This is a genomic window from Amycolatopsis sp. NPDC049688 (assembly GCF_040674975.1).
Classification (GTDB): Bacteria; Actinomycetota; Actinomycetes; order Mycobacteriales; family Pseudonocardiaceae; genus Amycolatopsis.
Genome location: NZ_JBFANY010000011.1, coordinates 1 through 21,086, shown reverse-complemented (window position 1 = coordinate 21,086; position 21,086 = coordinate 1). Strand labels below are relative to the sequence as shown.

Annotated in this window: 26 protein-coding genes and 1 tRNA gene; 15 read left to right on the top strand and 12 right to left on the bottom strand. The window is 71.1% G+C overall.

Annotation, left to right across the window (positions count from 1 at the left end):
* The first annotated feature begins 4 nt into the window (after positions 1-4).
* A complete protein-coding gene (locus AB0J55_RS29785; protein WP_364255649.1) occupies positions 5-247 on the top strand; it encodes a Clp protease ClpS in 243 nt (80 codons plus the stop codon).
* Positions 244-738: a hypothetical protein gene (locus tag AB0J55_RS29780; RefSeq protein WP_364255646.1), complete on the top strand. Its 495-nt coding sequence runs from the start codon at positions 244-246 to the stop codon at positions 736-738. Before AB0J55_RS29785 ends, AB0J55_RS29780 begins: the two co-directional genes overlap by 4 nt.
* Before the next feature lie 4 nt (positions 739-742).
* On the opposite strand, the gene AB0J55_RS29775 is transcribed toward AB0J55_RS29780, so the two are convergent.
* Positions 743-1,123 carry a hypothetical protein gene (locus AB0J55_RS29775; protein ID WP_364255643.1) on the bottom strand — a complete coding sequence of 127 codons (381 nt, stop codon included), beginning with the start codon at positions 1,121-1,123 and terminating at the stop codon, positions 743-745.
* Between the two features lie 81 nt (positions 1,124-1,204).
* Here AB0J55_RS29775 and AB0J55_RS29770 point away from each other — a divergent pair, with 81 nt between their 5' ends.
* From AB0J55_RS29770 to AB0J55_RS29755, 4 genes are all read left to right on the top strand, one after another.
* Entirely contained in the window at positions 1,205-1,612 is a 408-nt protein-coding gene (locus AB0J55_RS29770; RefSeq protein ID WP_364255640.1) for a M67 family metallopeptidase, read from the top strand.
* A gap of 65 nt (positions 1,613-1,677) precedes the next feature.
* Complete coding sequence (locus tag AB0J55_RS29765; protein WP_004559268.1) at positions 1,678-1,950, top strand: MoaD/ThiS family protein; 273 nt, start codon at positions 1,678-1,680, stop codon at positions 1,948-1,950.
* A gap of 3 nt (positions 1,951-1,953) precedes the next feature.
* Entirely contained in the window at positions 1,954-2,904 is a 951-nt protein-coding gene (locus tag AB0J55_RS29760; RefSeq protein WP_364255637.1) for a cysteine synthase, read from the top strand.
* A 13-nt stretch (positions 2,905-2,917) separates the two neighbouring features.
* Positions 2,918-3,634 (top strand): aspartate/glutamate racemase family protein, encoded by a 717-nt coding sequence (locus tag AB0J55_RS29755; RefSeq protein ID WP_364255634.1) that lies wholly within the window; start codon positions 2,918-2,920, stop codon positions 3,632-3,634.
* On the opposite strand, the gene AB0J55_RS29750 is transcribed toward AB0J55_RS29755, so the two are convergent.
* On the bottom strand, positions 3,592-4,452 hold the full coding sequence (locus AB0J55_RS29750; protein ID WP_364255631.1) for an arylamine N-acetyltransferase: 861 nt from the start codon (positions 4,450-4,452) through the stop codon (positions 3,592-3,594). The two genes, AB0J55_RS29755 and AB0J55_RS29750, sit on opposite strands and share 43 nt — an antisense overlap.
* Before the next feature lie 92 nt (positions 4,453-4,544).
* On the opposite strand from AB0J55_RS29750, the gene AB0J55_RS29745 reads away from it, so the two are divergent.
* Genes AB0J55_RS29745 through rdgB form a run of 5 tightly spaced genes read left to right on the top strand, consistent with a single transcriptional unit; the run spans position 4,545 to position 8,181 of the window.
* A complete protein-coding gene (locus AB0J55_RS29745) occupies positions 4,545-5,183 on the top strand; it encodes a rhomboid family intramembrane serine protease (protein ID WP_364255628.1) in 639 nt (212 codons plus the stop codon).
* Entirely contained in the window at positions 5,180-5,986 is an 807-nt protein-coding gene (gene murI / locus AB0J55_RS29740) for a glutamate racemase (RefSeq protein WP_364255625.1), read from the top strand. The genes AB0J55_RS29745 and murI overlap by 4 nt, the downstream gene beginning before the upstream one ends.
* 29 nt (positions 5,987-6,015) lie before the next feature.
* The gene (locus AB0J55_RS29735; RefSeq protein ID WP_364255622.1) at positions 6,016-6,783 is read left to right on the top strand and encodes an MBL fold metallo-hydrolase; all 768 of its coding nucleotides are present in this window, start codon (positions 6,016-6,018) and stop codon (positions 6,781-6,783) included.
* Between the two features lie 22 nt (positions 6,784-6,805).
* Positions 6,806-7,582: a ribonuclease PH gene (gene rph, locus AB0J55_RS29730; RefSeq protein ID WP_364255619.1), complete on the top strand. Its 777-nt coding sequence runs from the start codon at positions 6,806-6,808 to the stop codon at positions 7,580-7,582.
* Positions 7,579-8,181, top strand: a complete 603-nt coding sequence (gene rdgB / locus AB0J55_RS29725) for an RdgB/HAM1 family non-canonical purine NTP pyrophosphatase (RefSeq protein WP_364255616.1) — start codon at positions 7,579-7,581, stop codon at positions 8,179-8,181. The genes rph and rdgB overlap by 4 nt, the downstream gene beginning before the upstream one ends.
* On the opposite strand, the gene AB0J55_RS29720 is transcribed toward rdgB, so the two are convergent.
* The 6 genes from AB0J55_RS29720 to AB0J55_RS29695 form a co-directional block, all read right to left on the bottom strand.
* Positions 8,178-11,285, bottom strand: a complete 3,108-nt coding sequence (locus AB0J55_RS29720; protein ID WP_364255614.1) for an NACHT domain-containing protein — start codon at positions 11,283-11,285, stop codon at positions 8,178-8,180. The genes rdgB and AB0J55_RS29720 overlap by 4 nt on opposite strands.
* A gap of 71 nt (positions 11,286-11,356) precedes the next feature.
* On the bottom strand, positions 11,357-11,830 hold the full coding sequence (gene bcp / locus AB0J55_RS29715) for a thioredoxin-dependent thiol peroxidase (protein WP_364255612.1): 474 nt from the start codon (positions 11,828-11,830) through the stop codon (positions 11,357-11,359).
* Positions 11,831-11,853: 23 nt separating this feature from the next.
* Entirely contained in the window at positions 11,854-12,399 is a 546-nt protein-coding gene (locus AB0J55_RS29710) for a hypothetical protein (protein ID WP_364255609.1), read from the bottom strand.
* 191 nt (positions 12,400-12,590) lie between these two features.
* Complete coding sequence (locus AB0J55_RS29705) at positions 12,591-12,773, bottom strand: hypothetical protein (RefSeq protein WP_364255606.1); 183 nt, start codon at positions 12,771-12,773, stop codon at positions 12,591-12,593.
* 129 nt (positions 12,774-12,902) lie between these two features.
* A complete protein-coding gene (locus AB0J55_RS29700; RefSeq protein WP_364255603.1) occupies positions 12,903-13,790 on the bottom strand; it encodes a hypothetical protein in 888 nt (295 codons plus the stop codon).
* 51 nt (positions 13,791-13,841) lie between these two features.
* On the bottom strand, positions 13,842-14,720 hold the full coding sequence (locus AB0J55_RS29695; RefSeq protein ID WP_364255600.1) for an AraC family transcriptional regulator: 879 nt from the start codon (positions 14,718-14,720) through the stop codon (positions 13,842-13,844).
* Positions 14,721-14,838: 118 nt separating this feature from the next.
* Between AB0J55_RS29695 and AB0J55_RS29690 the strand changes: the two genes are divergently transcribed.
* On the top strand, positions 14,839-15,921 hold the full coding sequence (locus AB0J55_RS29690) for an aldo/keto reductase (RefSeq protein WP_364255597.1): 1,083 nt from the start codon (positions 14,839-14,841) through the stop codon (positions 15,919-15,921).
* Positions 15,922-15,936: 15 nt separating this feature from the next.
* On the opposite strand, the gene AB0J55_RS29685 is transcribed toward AB0J55_RS29690, so the two are convergent.
* Positions 15,937-16,854 (bottom strand): helix-turn-helix domain-containing protein, encoded by a 918-nt coding sequence (locus AB0J55_RS29685; RefSeq protein WP_364255594.1) that lies wholly within the window; start codon positions 16,852-16,854, stop codon positions 15,937-15,939.
* A 71-nt stretch (positions 16,855-16,925) separates the two neighbouring features.
* Between AB0J55_RS29685 and AB0J55_RS29680 the strand changes: the two genes are divergently transcribed.
* Positions 16,926-17,873 carry a saccharopine dehydrogenase NADP-binding domain-containing protein gene (locus AB0J55_RS29680; RefSeq protein ID WP_364255591.1) on the top strand — a complete coding sequence of 316 codons (948 nt, stop codon included), beginning with the start codon at positions 16,926-16,928 and terminating at the stop codon, positions 17,871-17,873.
* Positions 17,874-17,896: 23 nt separating this feature from the next.
* Here AB0J55_RS29680 and AB0J55_RS29675 read toward each other — a convergent pair.
* Positions 17,897-17,970 (bottom strand) — tRNA-Leu (locus AB0J55_RS29675).
* 98 nt (positions 17,971-18,068) lie between these two features.
* Between AB0J55_RS29675 and AB0J55_RS29670 the strand changes: the two genes are divergently transcribed.
* Positions 18,069-18,290: a DUF3618 domain-containing protein gene (locus AB0J55_RS29670; RefSeq protein ID WP_004559246.1), complete on the top strand. Its 222-nt coding sequence runs from the start codon at positions 18,069-18,071 to the stop codon at positions 18,288-18,290.
* Between the two features lie 3 nt (positions 18,291-18,293).
* On the opposite strand, the gene AB0J55_RS29665 is transcribed toward AB0J55_RS29670, so the two are convergent.
* The gene (locus tag AB0J55_RS29665) at positions 18,294-18,707 is read right to left on the bottom strand and encodes a hypothetical protein (RefSeq protein ID WP_364256298.1); all 414 of its coding nucleotides are present in this window, start codon (positions 18,705-18,707) and stop codon (positions 18,294-18,296) included.
* A gap of 204 nt (positions 18,708-18,911) precedes the next feature.
* A complete protein-coding gene (locus AB0J55_RS29660) occupies positions 18,912-19,469 on the bottom strand; it encodes a helix-turn-helix domain-containing protein (RefSeq protein ID WP_364256295.1) in 558 nt (185 codons plus the stop codon).
* Between the two features lie 113 nt (positions 19,470-19,582).
* Here AB0J55_RS29660 and AB0J55_RS29655 point away from each other — a divergent pair, with 113 nt between their 5' ends.
* Positions 19,583-21,040, top strand: a complete 1,458-nt coding sequence (locus AB0J55_RS29655; RefSeq protein WP_364255588.1) for an NAD(P)/FAD-dependent oxidoreductase — start codon at positions 19,583-19,585, stop codon at positions 21,038-21,040.
* Positions 21,041-21,086 lie beyond the last annotated feature (46 nt).

The following is a 21,086-nucleotide window of genomic DNA, read 5'->3' as shown; positions in this document are numbered from 1 at the left end:
TGGGGTGCAGCTCGACGAAAAGTGGGTCGTCCGGATCCACGACGACAACGTGAACAGCCACGCCGGGGTGGCACTGGTGCTGGCGGAGCTGCTGGAGCTGCCGGCCGAAGAATGCCGGGCCGCCGCGGAGCGGATCGGCACGACCGGCTCGGCGAGGCTCGACCCGCTGCCGGCAGGCCCGGCGGAGGACTTCGTCGCGGCTTTGCAGGTCCGCGGCCTGCGCGCGACCCTGGAGCCGGCCCCGTGACCGACTTCGCGCACGTCACGGCCTGGTCCGGGTGCGTCCGGATCGCGTTCGCGCCCAACACCGCGTCGGTGCTGCACGGAATGCTCTCCGACGTCGCGGCCCGGCTGGGCGGCTCCGGGCGGAAGGGCATCGCCGACACCACGCTGTTCCCGGACGCCTACCGGTACCGCAAGCCGAGTGCCGCGTTCCGGGACCGGCACGGCGCGGCGATGCGCGCCGAAGTGGTGGCCGCGTTCGACCGGGTGCTCGGTGCGTGGTCCGGCGGGACGGAGCTGGAGCTGGATCTGGCGGGCGCCCGCGACCTGCGGCTCGTGCTCGCCCACGCCCAGTCGGCGTACCTGCGGAAGCCGCGCTGGGAGGTGCCGGCCGACGAGCTGTTCTCCACGCGCTGGGGTGCCGAACTGAAGTTCGCCTGGCTGCAGGAGCTGGAAAGCCACGTCGCCGCGGCGGCGCTGGCCCGGGACGACGTGCCGGTGTTCCTGGAGCTCTGACCCGTCAAGCGCCGGGGAAGGGGTCCTCGGGCAGGGCGTCGCCACCTGCTTCCAGGTTCGCCGCGCGCACGGCCGCGATGTACTCCTCGTCGATCTCGAGGTCGATGCCGCCGACGGAGAGGATCGGCCCGAGCGACGGGTGGATCTCCAGCGGGCCCAGCTCGGTGCTGCGCGGCAGGCGTTCCCAGATCTGCTTCGGCCGGTTCAGCGTCCAGCGGCTGCAGGCCAGCAGCGTGACGTGCCGGTCGGTCACCATGACGAGGAAGCCGACCCGGGCCCGCATCCGGTTCACGTACAGCGACATCCCGGGGATCACGTACTGGATCCGCTCGTCCGTGCCCAGGTACATCCGGCACCGATCGCGCACCTTCGACGACAACGGCATCGGCCCAGTATCCCGGGAACCGCTGGTGAGCGGTATATCTCATCATCTGGACGCGCTTTGTCCACCACCTAAGATGTCGGTGTGCTCCGGATCCGCCGTGAACTCGTCGACGAGATCGTCGCCCACGCCCGCCGTGACCACCCCGACGAGGCGTGCGGGGTGATCGCCGGGCCCGAGGGCTCCGACTCACCCGAGCGGTTCATCCCGATGCTGAACGCGGCCCGGTCGCCGACGTTCTACGAGTTCGACTCCGGCGACCTGCTGAAGCTCTACCGCGAGATGGCCGCGAACGACGAGGTGCCGGTGGTCATCTACCACTCGCACACCGCGACCGAGGCGTACCCGTCGCGGACCGACGCGAACATCGCGGCCGAGCCGGAGGCGCACTACGTGCTCGTCTCCACCCGCGACCCCGAAGTGCACGAGTTCCGGTCGTACCGGATCGTGGACGCCGAGATCACCGAGGAGCCGGTCGAGATCGTCGACTGACCTGTCGGAATAAACCGCCGCGCCACCGGCGTCTGCGTGTAAGAACCCACCGGAGGTAAGAACCCATGGCCGTGACCGTCTCCATCCCGACGATCCTGCGCACCCACACCGGCGGCGAGAAGTCCGTCGAGGCGAAGGGCGCGACCGTCCTCGAGGTCATCGACGACGTCGAGGCCCGGCACGCCGGCATCAAGGCGCGCCTGGTCAAGGAGGAGAAGCTGCACCGCTTCATCAACGTCTACGTCAACGACGAGGACGTGCGCTTCGCCGGCGGGCTCGAGGCCGAGGTCAAGGACGGCGACACGCTGACCATCCTGCCCGCCGTGGCCGGTGGCTGATCGATGGCTCGCTTCGAGTCCCTGCTCGACGCGCTCGGCGGCACCCCGCTGGTCGGGCTGCCCCGGCTCTCCCCGACGCACGACGTGCGCCTGTGGGCGAAGCTGGAGGACCGCAACCCGACCGGCTCGATCAAGGACCGGCCCGCGCTGGCCATGATCGAAGCCGCCGAGCGTGAAGGCAAGCTGCGGCGCGGCTCCACAATCCTGGAGCCGACGTCGGGCAACACCGGCATCTCGCTGGCCATGGCCGCCAAGCTCAAGGGCTACGGGCTGGTCTGCGTGATGCCGGAGAACACCTCCACCGAGCGCAAGCAGCTGCTGCAGGCGTACGGCGCGCGGATCGTGTTCTCGCCGGCCGCGGGCGGCTCGAACGAGGCCGTCCGGCGGGCGAAGGAGCTGGCCGAGGCGAACCCGGACTGGGTGATGCTCTACCAGTACGGCAACCCGGCCAACGCCGACGCGCACTACCGCGGCACCGGCCCGGAGCTGCTCAAGGACCTGCCGACGCTGACGCACTTCGTCGGCGGCCTCGGCACGACCGGGACGCTGGTGGGAGTCGGGCGGTACCTGCACGAGGCCAAGCCGGACGTCCAGATCATCGCGGCCGAGCCGCGCTACGGCGAGCTGGTGTACGGCCTGCGCAACCTCGACGAGGGGTTCGTGCCGGAGCTGTACGACGCTTCGGTGCTCAACGGGCGGTACTCCGTGGGCGCGTACGACGCGCTGCGGCGCACCCGGGAGCTGCTGGAGCACGAAGGCATCTTCGCGGGCATCTCGACGGGCGCGGTGCTGCATGCGGCGCTGGCCGTGGCGGAGAAGGCCGCGGCCCGGGGTGACGCCGCCGATGTCGCCTTCGTCGTCGCGGACGCCGGGTGGAAGTACCTGTCGACCGGGGCGTACGCGGGATCGCTGGACGAGGCGGCCGAGCGGCTCGACGGGCAGCTCTGGGCTTAGGCATCCTGACGGCATGAAGGTCATCGGGCTGCTCGGCGGGATGAGCTGGGAATCCTCGGCCGAGTACTACCGGCTCGTCAACGAACGGGTGAAGACCGCCCTCGGCGGCTTCCACTCCGCGCACACCGTGCTCTACTCCGTCGACTTCGCCGCCGTCGAAGCCATGCAGGCCGAGGGCCGCTGGGACGACGCCGGTACCGAGCTCAACCGCGCCGCTCGCGCGCTGGAAGCGGCCGGGGCCGACTTCGTCGTGCTCTGCACCAACACCATGCACAAGGTCGCCGACCGGCTCGAAGACGGCCTCGGGATCCCGCTGCTGCACCTCGGCGACGCCACGGCCGCGGCCGTCAAGGCCGCCGGGATCCGCCGCGTCGGGCTGCTCGGCACCGGCTTCACCATGGGCCAGCCGTTCTACCGCGACCGCCTCGCCGCGCACGGCCTCGACGTCCTCGTGCCCGGCGAAGAAGACCGCGACCTCGTGCACCGGGTCATCTACGACGAGCTCGTGCTCGGCGTCGTCAAGCCCGAGTCCCGAGAGGCCTACCGCGGGGTGATCGCGCGGCTCGTCGACGCGGGCGCCGAGGGCGTCATCTACGGCTGCACCGAGATCGAGCTCCTCGTCGGTCCCGAGGACTCCCCGGTGCCGACGTTCCCCACGACCCGCCTGCACGCCGAGGCGGCGGTGGACTACGCGCTGGGCACCACCTCGCTGCCCTTGCCGCCGACGTGAGCCTCGTGCTGAGCGACGCACTGCCGCCACAGCCGCTCGCGCTCCTCCGCCGTGAACAGCGCCGCCGGGATGCCGAACACGTCACCCGCCGCCGTCCACCAGTCCTCCGGTGACCCGATCAGCTCCTTCACGCCGTGCCGGTTCAGCGTCAGCGCCCGGAGGGTGTCGACGCCCGTCGCGTCCCGCCGCTGCAGCACGCAGACCCGCACGAAGCCGGACTCCGGCGAGGTCGACAGCCATGCGTGCTTCTCGGCGAAGTCGGCCATCTCCGCGGGACCGGGCGCGAAGTCGAAGCCGGCGAAGCTGCCGGAAGGGTCGTGGTCGAACCGCCAGCCGCCCGGCGCCACCTCCGACGGTCGCAGCCGGTAGGTGTGCGGGCCCTGGACGTAGGTGCCTTCCCGGAGGGGGAGCGGCTCGTGGATGCCGTCACCCAGCCCGGCGTCCACCAGCCAGGTCGCCGACGGGTCCTCGGGCAGGCCGGTGACGGTCAGGGCCAGGTGGTTGCGGTCGACGTTCGGCGCGTCCGCCGCGCTGCCCTGCACCCCGCCGAGGTGCCGCGTGACCTGGTAGCCGAGGGCGCGGAGTAGGGCCGAGAAGGCGCCGTTGAGGTGGTAGCAGTACCCGCCGCGGCCCTGCAGGATCCGAGCCGAAGACGCCGTGGGCTCGAGCGGCGTCGTCCGCCCGAGCTGGATCTCCAGCGGCTCGTACGGCACGCGCTCCACGTGGGCCGCGTGCAGGCGCCGCAGCGCGGCCAGGCCCGGCGGTTCCGGGTCGAGGCCGAGCCGCTGCAGGTATCCGGTGACGTCGAGGTTCCCCATGCCCGCCACGCTAGCGGCGACCACCGACAAAACTCCCGGATCAGGGATTTCACCCGAGGTGGACCGCCCGCACCCGTCGTAGCCTCGAAGACGTGAGCACACTGACCCCCGCCCCGGAAACCGCCGCCGCCAAGCGCGTGCTGCCGCCGAAACCGATGGCGGCCGCGATCGTCGCGCTGTCGTTCACCCTGCTGCTCTACCTGGTCGAGCTGGTGGACGTGATCCTGCCCGGCGACCTGGACCAGGGCGGCATCCACTCCCGCGTGCTGTCCGGCCTCGACGGCGTGCTGTTCGCCCCGGTGCTGCACGCCGGCTGGTCGCACCTGTTCGCGAACACCGTTCCCGTGCTCGTGTTCTCCTTCCTCGCGATGGCCGCCGGGATCGGCCGGTTCGCGCTGGTCACGGCCATCATCTGGGTGGTCTCCGGGCTCGGCGTGTGGCTGCTCGGGCCGTCGGACGGCGTCACCGTCGGCGCGTCCGGGCTGGCCTTCGGCTGGCTCGCCTACCTGCTGGTCCGCGGCCTCTTCAACCGCGCGGCCGGGCAGATCCTGGTCGCCGTCGTGCTGCTCGGCGTGTGGAGCGGCATGCTGGCCGGGCTGCTGCCCGGCAACCCCGGCGTCTCGTGGCAGGGGCACCTCTTCGGCGCGCTGGCCGGCGTCCTCGCGGCCTGGCTGACCACCCGGCGGTCCCGCAAGGCCGCCCCGGCGCCTGCGGGTAACCTCGAAGGGTGACACCTTCGCCCGCCGATGCCCCGATCGGCGTGTTCGATTCCGGCGTCGGCGGGCTGACGGTCGCCCGCGCGATCCTCGAGCAGCTCCCCGCCGAGCAGCTCCGCTACGTCGGCGACACGGCCCACAACCCGTACGGCCCGCTCCCGATCGCCACGGCCCGCAGTTACGCGCTGGCGGCGCTCGACGAGCTCGTGGAAAGCGGCGTGAAGGCGCTGGTGATCGCCTGCAACACGGCGTCGGCGGCCTGCCTGCGCGACGCGCGCGAGCGGTACGACGTCCCGGTGATCGAGGTCGTCCTGCCCGCCGCGCGCCGCGCCGTCGTCGCGACGCACACCGGCCGCGTCGGCGTCATCGGCACCGAAGGCACCGTGCGGTCGCGGGCCTACGAAGACGCCTTCGCCGCGGCGCCCGGCATCACCCTGACCAGCGTCGCCTGCCCGCGGTTCGTGGACTTCGTCGAGCGGGGCATCACGACCGGGCGGCAGGTGCTCGGCCTCGCGCAGGGCTACCTGCAGCCGCTGCTCGACGCCGAGGTCGACACGCTCGTGCTCGGCTGCACCCACTACCCGCTGCTGCAGGGGGTGCTGCAGATCGTGATGGGCCAGGAGGTCACCCTGGTGAGCAGCGCCGAGGAGACCGCCAAGGACCTCGTCCGCGTGCTCACCGAGCGGGACCTGCTGACGAGCGGGGAGACCGCGCCGCGCCACGAGTTCCTCGCCACCGGCTCGGCGGAGCCGTTCACCCGGCTCGCGCAGCGCTTCATGGGCTTCGCCCCGGGTGTCCTCGCTCCCACGACTGCCTGAACCGCCGTGCGGACGCTTAGGGTGTCGTCGTGCGACTGACCATCCTCGGGTGCTCCGGCAGCATCCCCGGGCCGAACGCCGCCGCGTCCGGTTACCTCATCGAAGCCGAGGGCTTCCTGCTCGGCCTGGAACTCGGCAACGGCACGCTCGCGCAGCTGCAGGCCGTGGCCGACCCGTTCGACCTCGACGCCCTCGTGCTCACCCACCTGCACCCGGACCACTGCGCCGACGTCAGCGCGCTCACCGTCCTGCGGCGCTACCACCCGGCGCCGCCGTACCCCGCCCGGCCGCGCCTGCTGCCGCTGTACGCGCCGCCGGACGCCCCGGTCCGGCTGGCGAACGCGTACGCGCCCAACGAGACCGAGCGGGCCACCACCGACCTCTCCGACGTCTACGACTTCCACCCGCTGCGGGCCGAGCCGTTCCGCATCGGGCCGTTCGAGGTGGTCGCGGTCGAGGTGGACCACCCGACCCCGGCGTACGGCCTCCGGATTTCCTACGGCGGCCGGATCCTGGCGTTCACCGGCGACTCCGGCCCGTGCGCGGCGCTGAACGAGCTCGCGGACGGCGTCGACCTGCTGCTCGCGGAAGCGTCGTGGACGGACTCGGCGGAACGGCCCCCGGGGGTGCACCTGTCCGGCAAGCAGGCGGGCGAGCTGGCGCGCGACGCCGGTGTCGGGCGGCTGCTGCTGACGCACATCGCGCCGTGGACCGACGCCGGCGCGGTCCTGGCCGAGGCGTCGGCCGGGTTCCCCGGGGCCGAGGTCGTCAAGCAGGGTGCCGTCTACGACGTCTGAGGGCCGGTCATAGAGTGCACTGGTGGCTCGTAACGATGGCAGGACCGACGACCAGCTCCGCGGCATCAAGATCACCCGGGGGTTCCAGCAGTGGCCGGCCGGGTCGGTGCTGATCGAATTCGGCAACACGCGGGTGCTGTGCGCGGCGAGTGTGACCGAAGGGGTGCCGCGCTGGCGGGCCGGGTCCGGCCTCGGCTGGGTGACGGCCGAGTACGCGATGCTGCCGTCCGCGACCAACACGCGCAGCGACCGCGAGTCGGTGAAGGGCCGCATCGGCGGCCGCACGCACGAGATCTCCCGGCTGATCGGCCGGTCCCTGCGGGCGTGCATCGACCTGGCGGCACTGGGCGAGAACACGATCGTCATCGACTGCGACGTGATCCAGGCCGACGGCGGCACCCGCACGGCGGCGGTGACGGGCGGGTACGTGGCCCTGGCGGACGCGATCACGTGGCTGGCGGCGGCGAACCGCCTCAATGACCCCCAGCCCCTGTCGTCATCGGTGGCGGCAGTGAGCGTCGGCGTGGTCGACGGCCGGGTCCGGCTGGACCTGCCGTACGAAGAGGACTCCCGCGCGGAGGTCGACATGAACGTCGTGGCGACGGACGCGGGGACGCTGATCGAGGTCCAGGGAACCGGCGAGGGCGCGACGTTCGCCCGGTCCACTTTGGACACGATGTTGGACATGGCGCTGGCGGGGTGTGCGGAACTGACCCGGCTGCAGAACGAGGCGCTGGCGCTGCCGTACCCGGGTGAGCTGCCGGAGCCGCGTCCGGACAAGAAGAAGGGCGCGAAGTGACGAAGCTGCTTCTGGCCACGCGCAACGCGAAGAAGCTCGGCGAGCTGCGGCGGATCGTTGCTGCGGAAGGGCTTTCCGGGATTGAGGTCATCGGGCTTGCTGATGTGCCTTCGTTTCCTGAGGCTCCGGAGACTGCGCCGGACTTCGAGGGTAATGCGGTGGCGAAGGCCCGGGATGCTGTTGCTGCTACGGGGTTGGCTGCTATTGCTGATGATTCCGGGCTTGCTGTTGATGCGTTGAACGGGATGCCTGGGGTGTTGTCGGCTCGGTGGTCCGGGCGGCATGGGGATGACGAGGCCAACCTGGATCTGGTGCTGGGGCAGCTTTCCGACGTGCCCGATGAGCGGCGGGGGGCGCAGTTTGTTTGTGCTGCGGCTTTGGTGTTGCCGTCGGGGGAGGAGACGGTGGTTCGCGGGGAGTGGCGGGGGACGCTGATCCGGGAACGGCGTGGGGGTAATGGGTTCGGGTATGACCCGATCTTCCAGCCTGATGGGGAGAGCCGGACGTCGGCTGAGATGGAGCCGGCGGAGAAGGATGCGGCTTCTCACCGGGGGCTGGCTTTGCGGGCTTTGCTGCCTGCGCTGCGGGATTTGGGTTAGATCAGTTTGACGCCGGGGCCGAGCTTTTCGGTGCCGATGAGCTCGGTGTCTTTGGCCTCGATGGTCAGTTCGAGGTCCGCCAGGGGACTGATATCAACAGGCGCGGTGAGCGAACTGAAGGAGAGCTTGCGTATTTGAGGAAGGGCAAGCGCGCGAAGGCTGGTCACTTCCAAACCGTAGAGGTACAGATCTTTCACGTGTGGGAAGCATCTGATGATGGTTTCGCCGGTTAGCTTGCCTCCTTCGTCATCGTAGAGAGAGACCTGCACGGGGCCGGTGATCGGCGCCGACTTGGTGAGAGTTTGAATCGGAATCTGGACCAGGCTGACAGCGTGCAGGTTTTGCAGTCGTGCAAGTGGGCTGAAGGATTTGGTGTGCCGTAGCTCGTTGAGAGTGATCTCTCTCAAGCCGGTTATCTCGCCGAATGCTTCGAGATCTTCGCAAGGTGTGTTTCGAAACAGCGCCAAATCCTTCAGGTTCTGAAGTTTTGCCAGGTTGTGTTCGCCGACGAACCGGTGGGCCGAATACAAAGAAATGGTCGCCAGTTCATGATGGTTGCTCAATGTGACCAGGTCGATGGTCGTTCCACCGCGGAGATCGCACTCGAATCGAATCAGGTGGGGCAGGCCCTCGAGTAAGCCGAGGTCTGTCAGCGGCTCAGCCATGGGCAGCCGGACGGCTAGCTCGGTCAGGTGCTTCAGGTGGTGCACGAGAGGCAACAGACGTGCGGCTCCGACAGTGATCGCTCCATCGGCCAGCGGTGAGTCGGCCAGTACCTCGACCGCATAGCGCTCCGGGTCGAAGTACTGCCACGCCTCGGCCAGCTGCCTCTGTACCGCGCGGCGAGGATCCTGCGCATAGTTGCGCAGGACCTTCAACGCATCCTCTCCGGCGGTCAGTGCTGCGGCCCGCACCGAAGCTGCCGCTACCGCGTCCGACAGGCCGTCCAGGCTCTCGGGAAGATACCGCAACACGCGATGCCCGATCGAGGCCAGCGATCGCGTCTCCCGCAGGCTTCGCGGCGGCACCAGTTGATCCTGGATCACCGTCTCGACCCGCGCGATCACCTCCGGGTCCGCATTGCTCACCGTCTCCAGGCAAGCGGCCGCCAGCAACCGCAGATGGCGTGCGTGGCGGGGTTCGTTGTCCGCCCGGTCCAGGATCCCGGTCAGCAGAGTCCCCACCTGGTGGTGCTTTGCGTGGCCGCACGCCATCACGAACGTCTCCCACCACGTGTCCAGATGCGCCCGGTCGATCAGCGTCTCCAGGTGGTCCTGTTCCGTCGCCTCATTCGCCGCCAAGCACTCCTGGAACGTCCGGTGCACGAAATCCACCCGGCCCCGCACCGGCTCCCGCAACACCCCGCTGCGCTCCAGCAAGTGGTCCAAGACTTCCGAAGGCGTGTGATCCACATGCGGCAGCGAAGGCAAGCGCAGCGCGACATGCGACAGCACCCGCTCCTTCGGCAGCTCCACTTTCGAAGCCAGCGATAGCCGCCAAGCCAGATCACCCAGCAGGATCTGCTTCTGCGCCTCCGTCAGGATCACGTCGATCCGCCGCTCGGCGTCCCGCAGGTGCAACAACATCGACAGCGCCTTGCGGTACAGATCCATCCGGTCCCGCGGCAGCTCCGATCGATGCGCCAGGTTCAACGCGCACAACATCGCGCACAGCAACGGACTCGCCGCGAGAGTCCGGAGGTGTGGCCGCGAATCGAGCTGGTTGAGCAGCCGCCGTTGGACCGCCGCCAGGTCCGTGTCCGGGCGGACCGTGCCGCCCGCCGCGGCCGCGTTGTGCCAGCGGGTCACCAATGCCTGGATGTCGTCCGCGTTCATCGGCTCCAGCAGCACGCAGCCGAAACCCTCCTGGGCCAGCCAGCGCTGGTCGGCCGCCGCCGTGCGGGAGGTCACCACGATCAGCGTGTCCGGGAACGTGGCGGTGAGCTTTCGCAGCCACGACTTCACTTCGCGGCGGTGACCCGTTCCGACCTCGTCGACGCCGTCGACCAGCACCATCGCCCGCCCGCTTTCGAGCACGCGGCGGGCCCAGCCCTCCGGGGGCGCCTGCATCGGCGCGATGTGCGCCAGGAACTCCTCCGGCCGCGGCAACGGCTCGGCGGCGAAGCTGCGCAGGCGGATCGGGAACGGTACCCGGCCGTTCCAGTCGGCGAGCTTCCCGGTGAAGCCCGCGCGGGCCGCCGTCACCGCCAGCCAGTCCAGGAGGGTCGTCTTGCCTGAGCCGGCTTCCCCGCGCACCAGGACGTGAGTGGTCCCGCTCAGCGCCGTCTCCACGCGCATGTTCGCGCTGCCCACGCGGTTCTGCCGCTTCTCGAACCACAGCTCGTCCACGCGTCGCTTCCGGGGCTGGCCCTCGGGCGAGACGCTCAAACTGAGGTACGCGACCGTCAGCGGCAACGCCGGTTGGTCGTCCATCGTCAGGCCGAGCAGCTCGAGCCGGTCGAGGTCGCGGGCGATCGAGCGCAGGTAAGCCGCTTCGAACTCGGCGTCACGATCGATGCCCTCCGGGGCCGCGAGGCTCGTCTTCGGCACTCGCGCCAGCAGCTCCTCGAGCTGGTCGCTCTGGCGGCTCAGCCGCCCCAGGACGTCGGCCAGCGCACGCGGCTGGAACGAAGGCAGGTGACGCACCACCTGCACCAGATGCCGGCACGCCTGGTCCAAAGCGAGGTCGTAGAGCGCAGCTGCCTTGGGCGCAAGGAGCCGCTCGCGCGGGAGGTCACCGCGGATTTTCCGGGCCAGCTGCTCCGGATCCGCGTCCGCCGCCAGCAATGCCTCGTCCGACAGGTCCGCCTTGGACAGCGCGTCTTCCACCGCGAGGAACGCCGCCTCGATCTCGTGCGGTGGCAGCGTCGAAAAACGGTCGGCGAGGACCGGCTCCAGCTGCTCGGCCACCTGCATGCCGATGTGCTGGACCAGGTTCTCGAGCTTGGCCCGCTCCAGCGGCCCCTTCAGCTCGGCCGCCGCCAGGTCGGCCAGGTCCGCGGACCGCTCGACGCCGGCCTTCCGCCGCTGCAGCCACGACTTCGCCGCCGCCGAGGCGATCCGGCCGCCCAGCTTCAGCGCCGGGCCCTCCAGGCTCGTCAACACTTCCTCCCACCCTCAGACCGCCGGATGATTCCGGCGGAACGGGGTGGGGGCAAGCCTGCGATCGGGTGGCGTCAGGACGCCAGGCCGAGGTCCCGGATCAGCTTGGCCACGTGGCCGGTCGCCCGGACGTTGTACCAGGCGTTGGCGATCTTCCCCTCCGGGTCGACCACGAACGTCGAGCGGATCACGCCCATGTACGTCTTGCCGTAGTTGCGCTTCTCGCCCCACACGCCCCACGCCTCGAGGACACCCTTCTCCGGGTCTCCCAGCAGGGGGAACGTCAGCTCCTCGTTCTCGACGAACTTCGCCAGCTTCGCCTGCTTGTCCGGCGAAATGCCGACGACCTGGTAGCCGGCGTCGTTCAGCTCGGCGAGGTTGTCGCGGAAGTCGCAGGCCTGCTTCGTGCAGCCCGGCGTGCTCGCCGCCGGGTAGAAGTACACGACGACGGACCGGCCGCGGAAGTCGCTCAGCGAGACCTCCTTGCCCGTGCTGTCGGGCAGGGTGAAGTCCGGGGCTTCGTCACCGGGGGAAAGGCGCTCGGTCATGCCCCGAGCCTAACGGCGGACGGTCAGGCGGGGCCACAATAGGTGACGGCCGCGGTTTCCGTCGCGCTCGGCCGGAGCTGCAGGCGCAGCTGCGTCTGCTCCTGCGGCACCGCGAACGCCAGCGTCAGGTGCACCGAACGCCCCGGCAGCACGTCCTTGCCCGCGTCGGTGATACCGGTGAAGCCCTGCGTGGTGTCCACGACCTGCTTGACCGGCGCCCCCGCCGCCGTGGCGGTCACCGTGAGCCCCGAAAGCTTGTACGTCGTCGAGCCTTCGTTGGTCAGCTCGACGTCGAAGGCCGCGCCGCGCGGGCTCTGCGGGTACGCCGACGGGCTGGGCCGGAACGACGTCGGGGAGCCGACCGAGATCGTGAGGCCGCTGGGGAACCGGTGGTCGGCGCCGAACTTGAGGTCGTTGCCCGCCTGGGAAGCCGACGCCCCGGCACCCGCGGGCGAGCCGGCCGCACCGAGGGCCGCGGTGCCCTCGTGCGCCGAAGGGACCCCGCACGCCACCGCCAGGCCGAGCAGTCCTGAGGTGAACATGATCTTGCACGTGCGCGCGAGCGCCATCGCGGGTACTCCAGTCGGCGGGTCGGGGTGCCGTTCGGCAACGGGGGATGCCGGGCGAACCCGCTCCACTCTGGCCGTGATCGCGCGCGGTTACGAGGCGCGACCGGGGGTTGTCGCGCACCTGGTGCCGCCCCGTGGCCAATCCGTGACCGGAACGGCACGGCTGGTGACAATCTTTGCCCACATGCCACTTAAACCGCGAGCGCGAACAACAGGATGAAGATCGCGACGCCGACCGCCCACGCGGCCATCAGCCAGCCGAAATCCCGGACCGGATCGACCGCGCGGCTCTCCTCGCCGGGCACGTACACGCCGCGCTCCTCGAACCAGTCCGCCCAGCGGGCGAACCAGCGCAACGGGTTGCGCGACGACATGCTCCACCTCCGGGAACCGGTTCCGCCGGTTACAGTACGGGTTCGGCCGGGTGCCCCGGAAGGCACCGGCGGCCGTCCATCCCGGACACCCCACGGTCGGGTGAACTTCGGTGGTGGCCGTGTAGAAGATCAGGCGAGCCCGTGACGCCGCAGCACCGAGACCGCACGGACGGTCGCATACCCCCGCCATTCGAGTGCCGCCGCGGGTGAATAGCTGGCGAAGTCGACCCGCCAGCCGCCGTCGTCCTGCTGCCCGCCGGCGAGCCGCCGCAGTTCGGCGTCGATGACGCCGGCGGCGAACAGCGCACGGGCCGGGCGATCCGGCAGCGGCGCGAAATCCAGGGCGCGCAGGGTTTCGCCGTCCGACCCGCCGGCCACCGGGACCAGGCCGTCGGCCGGGACGAACGCGGCCAGGTGGTCCAGCAGCGCGGGCGCCTCCCCGTGGAGTTCGTGGGCCGCGTCCGCGAACTGCACCGCGAAGGACAACGCGATCGCGTGCGGTGGCTCGGAAAGCTCGCGGATCGCGCGGAAGCAGTACTGCGTTGCCGCCGCCAGCCACGGGTGTTCGCGCACAGCCGCGTCGTGGCGGGCGACGCGCAAAGCCACCCCGGCGGCGAAGGCGGTGCTCTGGAGGGTGGCCACCGCCGGATCGGCCTGGGCCCAGAAGGGAGCGCAACCGGCCGGGTCCGCCACGGGCAGGGCGAACGGCAGGCCACCGTCCGGCCGGGACGCCGTCGCCAGCCAGTCGCAGAGCTTCGCCGCGTGCGGTGTCGTGGCCGGGGCGATCTCCTCGAACACCTCGAAGGCGTGCAGGGCGCCGCCGGGCTGGCTTTCCGGGGCCCGCAGGTCCGGCTCGAGGCCCCAGCCGTAGCCGCCGTCGGGATTGCGGTAGCCGTCGACCGCGGCCAGCACGGCGTCGGTGTTCGTCGCGCCGCCGAGCAGTTCGAAGCGGCGGCGGTCGAGGAGGCGGGCGTGCGTCGCCATGAAGGACGCCGCCGCGGGAAGGTTCACGGGCATGCGGCCAGCGTCGCACCCGGCGCCACCGGCCGTCTTGAACGGATCGGACGCTCAGGGCAGCTGCGGCCCGGCGGTGGCGGCTTCGCGCAGCCGCACCGCGTCCTGGCCGGGCGGCGCGCCGAACAGGCGGCGGTACTCCCGGTTGAACTGCGACGGGCTGTCGTAGCCGACGAGGTGCCCGACGCCGGCGACGTCGCCCGCGTCGGCCAGCAGCAGCGAACGGGCCTCCTGCAGGCGGATGCGCTTCTGGAACTGCAGCGGGCTCATCGCGGTCGCCGCCCGGAAGTGGCGGTGGAACGCCGACGCGCTCAGCCCGCTCAGCCGGGCGAGCTCCTCGATCCGCACCGGTTCGGCGTAGTTGCGCCGGATCCACCGGATCGCGCGGCCGACGTGGGCGGCCCCGCTGTCGGTCAGGCCGAGCCGGCGGACCAGGCCGCCGTGCGGGCCGGTCAGCAGCCGCCAGAGGATCTCCCGCTCGATCAGCGGCGCGAGGACGGGCACGTCGGACGGGTGGTCGAGCAGCCGCAGCAACCGCAGCACCGCGTCGAGCAGCTCCGGACCGGCGTCGCCGATGGCGATGGGGGACGCCGGTGGCGTGCGGGGCGGCGCTTCGAGCAGCAGCGGTGCGATCGCCGCGGGGCGCAGCGCGAGGCCGATGCCCAGCGCGGGCGTCCGCGGAGTGGCGCCGTCGAAGTGGCCGGTCACCGGCAGGTCGGTGCCGACCAGCAGGTACTGCCCGGCGCGGTACTCGTGCACCTGCTCGCCGAGCAGCAGCCGCTTGCCGCCCTGGGCCATGACGACCAGCAGCGGCTCGGCGAGCGAGTGGTGCGGCTCGCTCGTGTCCACTTTGGACAACAGGAGGCCGGGCACCGGGGTGTGCAGGTCGGCCCGCGCGTGCCGGGCGACGAGGTCACGGAGTTCTGCGAGCACGCGTCCAGGAAACCGGCATCGAGAGGATTGGGCAAGAGGGGGCCATGATCGGTCTACCGCTGAGCTGGGTGTTCGAGGTTTGCTGGGTTCCTTCCCCTCGTCAGGCAAGGAGAGTTTCGTGCCACTCGACCACTACGTCACCCTGGGCCGGTCCGGCCTCCGCGTCAGCCCGTTCGCGCTCGGCGCGATGACCTTCGGGGAGGACCCCGGTGGCGCCGGCTGCGACGTCCCGGAGTCCGGAAAGATCCTCGCGACCTACCTCGACCTCGGCGGGAACTTCGTCGACACGGCGAACTTCTACACCAACGGGCATTCGGAGAAGATCCTCGGCGACTTCTTCGCCGCCCGCCCGGGCCGGCGGGCGCGGGTGGTGCTCGCGTCGAAGTTCTTCGGCAACATGTTCCCCGGCGACCCCAACGGCGGCGGCGCCGGCCGCGCGTCGGTCATCGCCCAGCTCGACGAGACCCTCCGGCGGCTGCAGACGGACTACCTCGACCTGTACTGGCTGCACAACTGGGACCGCAGCACGCCGGTCGAGGAGACGCTGCGGGCGCTCGACGACCTGGTGCGCGCGGGCAAGATCCGGTACGTCGGCTTCTCGAACACCCCGGCGTGGGTCACCGCGCAGGCGCAGACGACGGCGCTGCTGCGGGGCTGGACGCCGTTGGTGGCGCTGCAGGTCGAGTATTCGCTGCTGGCGCGGACGGTCGAGGGCGAGCTGGCGCCCTTCGCGCTGGACCAGGGGCTGGCACTGGTGCCGTGGAGCCCGCTGAAGAACGGTTTCCTGTCCGGCAAGTACCGGCGGGGCGCTCCGGTGGCGGATTCCGCCCGCGCGGCCTTCGTCGGCGGTCCGTCCGAGGCGGAGTTCGCGGTGATCGACGCGGTCGCCGCGATCGCGGAGGAGGCCGGCACGACGTCGGCGGCGGTGTCGCTGGCGTGGCTGCGGGCCCGGCGCGGAACGGTGGTCCCGATCATCGGCGCGCGGCGGCTGGAGCACCTGACCGGCAACCTCGCCGGTCTCGACGTGACGCTCACGGCCGCGCAGCTGGCGAGGCTGGACGAGGTGTCGGCGCCCACGCTGGACTACCCGGCCCCGATGCACGGCGCCCAGCGGGCGATGCTGCAGTTCGCGGGCGCGACCGTCGACGGTGAACCGTCCACTGTGTACCCGCCGCTGCTGCAGAGCGCCGTCCGTTATTGAGCTCGGCCGCGCGACTCAGCTGCGGAACGTCCGCCGGTACGTGTCCGGCGGCACGCCGACCGTCCGGTTGAAGTGCCGCCGCAACGTCGTCGCCGTGCCCATTCCCACCGCCTCCGCCACCGCGTCGATGCCCGCGTCCGTGTTCTCCAGCAGTTCCTGGGCCCGTCTGATCCGCTGGTTCAGCAACCACTGCAACGGTGTCGTGCCCGTGGCCGCGCGGAAGTGGCGGGCCAGGTGGCGGCTGCTCATGTTCGCCTGGCGGGCCAGGTCCGCCACCGTCAGCGGGCGGTCGAGGCGGGCCGTGATCCACGGGAGCAGGGCCGCCAGGGGGTGGTCGTCGCGGGCCGGGACGGGGGCCGGGACGAACTGGGCCTGGCCGCCCGCCCGGTGCGGCGGGACCACCAGGCGGCGGGCGATCGCGTTGGCCGCCGCCGGGCCGTGGTCGGCGCGGACCAGGTGCAGGCACAGGTCCATCGCCGCCGCCTTGCCCGCCGAGGTGAGCACCTGGCCGTTGTCGACGTAGAGGACGTCCGGGTCCACCGTCACCCGCGGGTAGCGGGCGGCGAGGACGTCCGTGTGCGCCCAGTGCGTCGTCGCGCGCAAGCCGTCCAGCAGGCCGGCCGCCGCGAGCACGAACGCGCCCGTGCACAGCGACGCCACCCGGGCGCCGCGCGAGTGGGCCCCGCGCACGGCTTCGAGCAGGTCCGGCGGCGGGTCCGCGTCGACGTCGGCCCAGCCCGGCACGAGCACCGTGTCCGCGGTCGCCAGCCGGCCGAGGCCGTGGTCCGGTTCGAGCCGGAACCGGCCGACCCGCACCGCGTGCGGGCCGCAGACCGCGAAGGCGTAGCGGGGGTCTTCGCCGAACACCTCGGTGGCGATGGTCAGCTCGAAGCCGAGCATCCCGTCGGTGGCGGCGAGCGCGACTGCGTGCATGTCCGAAACTGTACGCAGCACGTCGTTCCGGACACTGGTGACCGGCCGGAGCCGTCGCCAGGATGATCGTCATGACTTCGGTACTGGTTTACGGCGCTTACGGGCACACCGGCCGCTTCGTGGTGGCTGAACTGCGGAAACGCGGCTTCGAGCCGGTCCTTTCCGGACGGGACGCGGCCCGGCTGCCGGGCGGGCGGCCCGCGTCGGTCGACGACCCGGCGTCCCTGGACCGCGCGCTCGACGGGGTGGCGGCGGTGATCAACTGCGCGGGTCCCTTCGCCGTGACGGCGCGCCCGGTGGCCGGGGCGGCGATCCGCGCCGGCGTCCCGTACGTGGACGTCGCCGCGGAGATCGAGGCCAACCTCGACACCTTCGAGCTGGCCGCGGACACCGCGGTCGTGCCCGCGATGGCGTTCTTCGGCGGCCTGGCCGACCTGCTGGCCACGGCGGCGATGGACGGCTGGGCGGCGGCCGACGAGGTGCACGTCGCCTACGGCCTCAGCGGCTGGCACCCGACGCCCGGGACCCTCGCGGCGGGCCGGGTGTCCCGGGAACGCCGCGACGGGCGGCGCGTCCGGTACGCGGGCGGCCGCCTGGAGTACCGCGACGACGCCCTGCCGACGCTGGAGTGGGCGTTCCCCGAGACGCTCGGCCCGCGGCCGGTGCTCGGCGAGTTCTCGATGGCCGACATCGTCACCATCCCGCGGCACCTGACGGTCCGCGACGTGACGTCGTACATGACGGTGGACGCGGCCCAGGGCCTGGCGGCGGCCGCCGAGCGCGACTCGGCGGAGACGTTCGTGGTGGAGGTCGTCGTGCGCGCCGGGGGTGAGGAGCGCCGGATCGTGGCGCGCGGCGAGGACATCTACGCGGTGAGCGCACCGCTGGCGGTGGAGGCGGTGGACCGGATCCTCACCGGCCGGGTCCGCGCGAAGGGTGTGGCGGCGGCGGGGGAGATGTTCGACGCGGCGGACTTCCTGCGGGCGCTGGCGCCGCACATCACGGTGGAGCAGCGGTGAAGCGGGGGTGGAAGCCACTCGAGTGGGCCCGGAGAGACTCGAACTCTCACTGGCACGGACCTAAACCGTGTGCCTCTGCCAATTGGGCTACGGGCCCCCAGCACTTCGAAGCGTAGCGTGCGGCGTGGCCCGTGCGGCGGCGGTGGGGCGGTCGACTAAGTTGGGCTCGGCAAGTACCGGCGGCGAGGAGGACACGTGGCCCGCGATCCCGAGACGATCGAGCGTGAGATCGAGCAGGCTAGGACCGCTCTGGCGGCGACGCTCGACCAGCTCACCGTCAAGGCCGACCCGAAGAAGCTCGCCGACGCGGCCAAGGACGGCGTGCGCGCCAAGCTGGACAACCCCAAGGTCAAGTTCCCGCTGATCGGGGCGGGCGTCCTCGTGCTCGTCCTGCTGGTGCGCAAGCTCCTGAAGTAGCCCTCAGGCCTGCTTCGCCGGCGCCTTGCTCTCCGCGGCGGGCGCCGGCCCGGCCTTGCGGTCCTCGACCGCCTTCGGGAGCTGCTTGCTCGGCGGGAGCTGGGGCTTCTTGTCCGCGGACGCCGGAGTCTGCTGCTTCGGCACGCCGCCGGGCGGCGGGACCTCCAGCGGCGGGAGCTTCGGGAGCGTCAGCCGGGCCGTCATGTACGCGCTGGTGAAGTCCAGCGCACTGCCGTTGAGCAGGTGCACCACCGTCGTCTTGGCGTCGCCGGCGAGCTCCTCGACCAGCTGGTCGGCCCGGTCGCGCGCGGCGATGATGCCCGGCGCGCGGGCGGTCAGCTCCTTGCCGCGGCCGCTGACCGTGATCGCCCAGTCGGCGTCTTCCTGGACGTACGTCGCCGTGATCGTTTCCACCATCTGCCTCACGCCCCTCTCCCTCACCAGCATCCTTACACAACCGTGACGCGGCCACCGCGCATTCGTGACGTGGTTCCCGCGCCCCTCCCCCGGTCGCGAAGGTCCAGCACACTTTCTACCTTGTCAGCAGTACCGTAGAGCAACTCTGTGTCACAGGACACGACAGCGCTGCGTAACGACCAAATGGCCTAATGCACGCGCAGGCTAACGTGCACGCTGCGCGAGGCCGCTCCACAGCACGTCCATGGCGTAACCGGTCGCCGTCTCCGGGCTCACTTCGTCGTGCCGCTCACACCAGATCGCGAGCCGTTCGCACGCGCCGACCACGAATTCCGCAGCCGCTTCGGCACGCAGGTCGTCGCCGCTGTCGAAGTAGCCGCTCATCAGCGCGGCGATCAGGTCGGTCTGCTGGCGGCGGGTCTCCTCGACCTCGTCCGCGGCCGGCGTGCCGATCAAGGCCATCTCGTGCCGCAGCAGCGACCACGCCTGGCGCCGCTCGCGGATGAAGACGAAGAACGCCAGCAGGCCCCGCCGCAGCGCGTCCTCGGCGTCCGCCGCGCCGACCGTGGCCTGCTCGGTGACCTCGCGCAGCACCGCCCGGGACTCCCGGATGCAGGCCAGCAGCAGGCCCTCCTTCGAGTTGAAGTACTCGTAGAGCATCGGCTTCGAGACGCCCACCAGCTCGGCGATCTCGTCCATCGACGCCGCCGCGTAGCCGCGCGCCGAAAAGACCTGCTCGGCGACCTCGATCATCTGCCGCATCCGGTCGGCTCGTGGCATGCGCTTGCGCTTCGCGGTGGTCACCCCGCACACTCTACCGGGGGTAACCTACTCTGAGTAAGATGGACGACGGGTAACAGGAACCGGGAGGCCTCATGGGCAACCGCACGGAGACCGGGGTCGTCATCGTCGGGACCGGGTTCTCCGGTCTCGGCATGGCGATCCAGCTGCGCAAGGAGGGCCGCGACGACTTCGTCGTCCTCGAGAAGGCACACGACGTCGGCGGCACCTGGCGCGACAACAGCTACCCCGGGTGCGCCTGCGACATCCCGTCGCACATGTACTCGTTCTCCTTCGAGCAGAACCCCGGCTGGTCGCGGGCCTACTCACCGCAGCCGGAGATCTGGCGCTACATGCGCGAGGTGGCCGACAAGCACGACCTGCGCCGGTTCATCCGCTTCGGCCAGGAGATGACCGGCGCCCGCTGGGACGCCGAGGAGAACCGCTGGCACATCGCCACGAGGGGCGGCGACGAGTTCGTGGCGGACGCCCTGGTCGCCGGGGTCGGGGCGCTACACCTGCCGATGATCCCGGAGCTGCCGGGGATCGAGCGGTTCCAGGGGCCGGCCTACCACTCCGCGCGGTGGCGCCACGACGTCGACCTCACGGGCAAGAAGGTCGCCGTGATCGGCACCGGCGCCAGCGCGGTCCAGTTCGTGCCGAAGATCGCCCCGGACGTCGAAGCGCTGACGGTGTTCCAGCGGACGCCGCCGTGGATCATGCCGAAGGCCGACCACGAGATGTCCGGCCGCACCCGCGCGCTGTTCCGGGCGTTCCCGCCGGCCCAGCGCGCCTACCGCAGCCTGCTCTACTGGCTGCTCGAAGCCCGCGCGATCGGCTTCAACGGCCAGTCCTGGGTGATGAAGCTGGGCCAGCGGATCGCCCGGCGCCACATCGACCGCGCGATCAAGGACCCGCAGCTGCGGCGCAAGGTCACCCCGGACTACACCATGGGCTGCAAGCGGGTGCTCATCTCCAACGACTACTACCCGGCGCTGGCGCGCGACAACGTCGACGTGGTGACCGAGGGCGTCCGGGAGGTCCGCGAGCGCAGCGTCGTCGACGCGGCGGGGGTCGAGCACGAGGCCGACGTCATCGTCTACGGCACCGGCTTCCACGTCACCGACGCCTTCGACGACCTGGAGATCGTCGGCCGCGACGGGCGCAACCTCGGCAAGGAGTGGGCGACCGAGGGCATGCGGACGCACCTCGGCATCACCGTCGCCGGCTTCCCGAATCTGTTCTTCCTGCTCGGCCCCAACACCGGCCTCGGGCACAACTCGGTCGTGTTCATGATCGAGGCCCAGATCTCCTACGTCGCCGAAGCGCTGCGGCTGGCCCGTGGCCGGGCGATCGAGCCGAAGCCCGAGGTGCAGGAGCGGTTCAACGAGCGGATCCAGCGCAAGCTCGCGAAGGGCATCTGGACGCGCGGCGGCTGCAAGAGCTGGTACCTGGACGCGAAGGGCGTCAACCGGACGATCTGGCCCGGCTTCACCTGGCGCTACTGGCTCGACACGCGGAAGGTGCGGCGCGAGGACTTCCTCGTCGGCTGAGTGGTCGTGAGTGCGTAACAGTGTTCTAACACTGTTACGCACTCAC

Excerpts from the sequence above, each read along its gene's own strand:
- AB0J55_RS29775 (WP_364255643.1), bottom strand. The coding sequence starts at position 1,123 with ATGCCGTTGTCGTCGAAGGTGCGCGATCGGTGCCGGATGTACCTGGGC.
- AB0J55_RS29765 (WP_004559268.1), top strand. The coding sequence starts at position 1,678 with ATGGCCGTGACCGTCTCCATCCCGACGATCCTGCGCACCCACACCGGC.
- AB0J55_RS29760 (WP_364255637.1), top strand. The coding sequence starts at position 1,954 with ATGGCTCGCTTCGAGTCCCTGCTCGACGCGCTCGGCGGCACCCCGCTG.
- AB0J55_RS29755 (WP_364255634.1), top strand. The coding sequence starts at position 2,918 with ATGAAGGTCATCGGGCTGCTCGGCGGGATGAGCTGGGAATCCTCGGCC.
- AB0J55_RS29750 (WP_364255631.1), bottom strand. The coding sequence starts at position 4,452 with ATGGGGAACCTCGACGTCACCGGATACCTGCAGCGGCTCGGCCTCGAC.
- bcp (WP_364255612.1), bottom strand. The coding sequence starts at position 11,830 with ATGACCGAGCGCCTTTCCCCCGGTGACGAAGCCCCGGACTTCACCCTG.
- AB0J55_RS29710 (WP_364255609.1), bottom strand. The coding sequence starts at position 12,399 with ATGGCGCTCGCGCGCACGTGCAAGATCATGTTCACCTCAGGACTGCTC.
- AB0J55_RS29705 (WP_364255606.1), bottom strand. The coding sequence starts at position 12,773 with ATGTCGTCGCGCAACCCGTTGCGCTGGTTCGCCCGCTGGGCGGACTGG.
- AB0J55_RS29700 (WP_364255603.1), bottom strand. The coding sequence starts at position 13,790 with ATGCCCGTGAACCTTCCCGCGGCGGCGTCCTTCATGGCGACGCACGCC.
- AB0J55_RS29685 (WP_364255594.1), bottom strand. The coding sequence starts at position 16,854 with ATGCACGCAGTCGCGCTCGCCGCCACCGACGGGATGCTCGGCTTCGAG.
- AB0J55_RS29680 (WP_364255591.1), top strand. The coding sequence starts at position 16,926 with ATGACTTCGGTACTGGTTTACGGCGCTTACGGGCACACCGGCCGCTTC.
- AB0J55_RS29665 (WP_364256298.1), bottom strand. The coding sequence starts at position 18,707 with ATGGTGGAAACGATCACGGCGACGTACGTCCAGGAAGACGCCGACTGG.
- AB0J55_RS29660 (WP_364256295.1), bottom strand. The coding sequence starts at position 19,469 with ATGCGGCAGATGATCGAGGTCGCCGAGCAGGTCTTTTCGGCGCGCGGC.
- AB0J55_RS29655 (WP_364255588.1), top strand. The coding sequence starts at position 19,583 with ATGGGCAACCGCACGGAGACCGGGGTCGTCATCGTCGGGACCGGGTTC.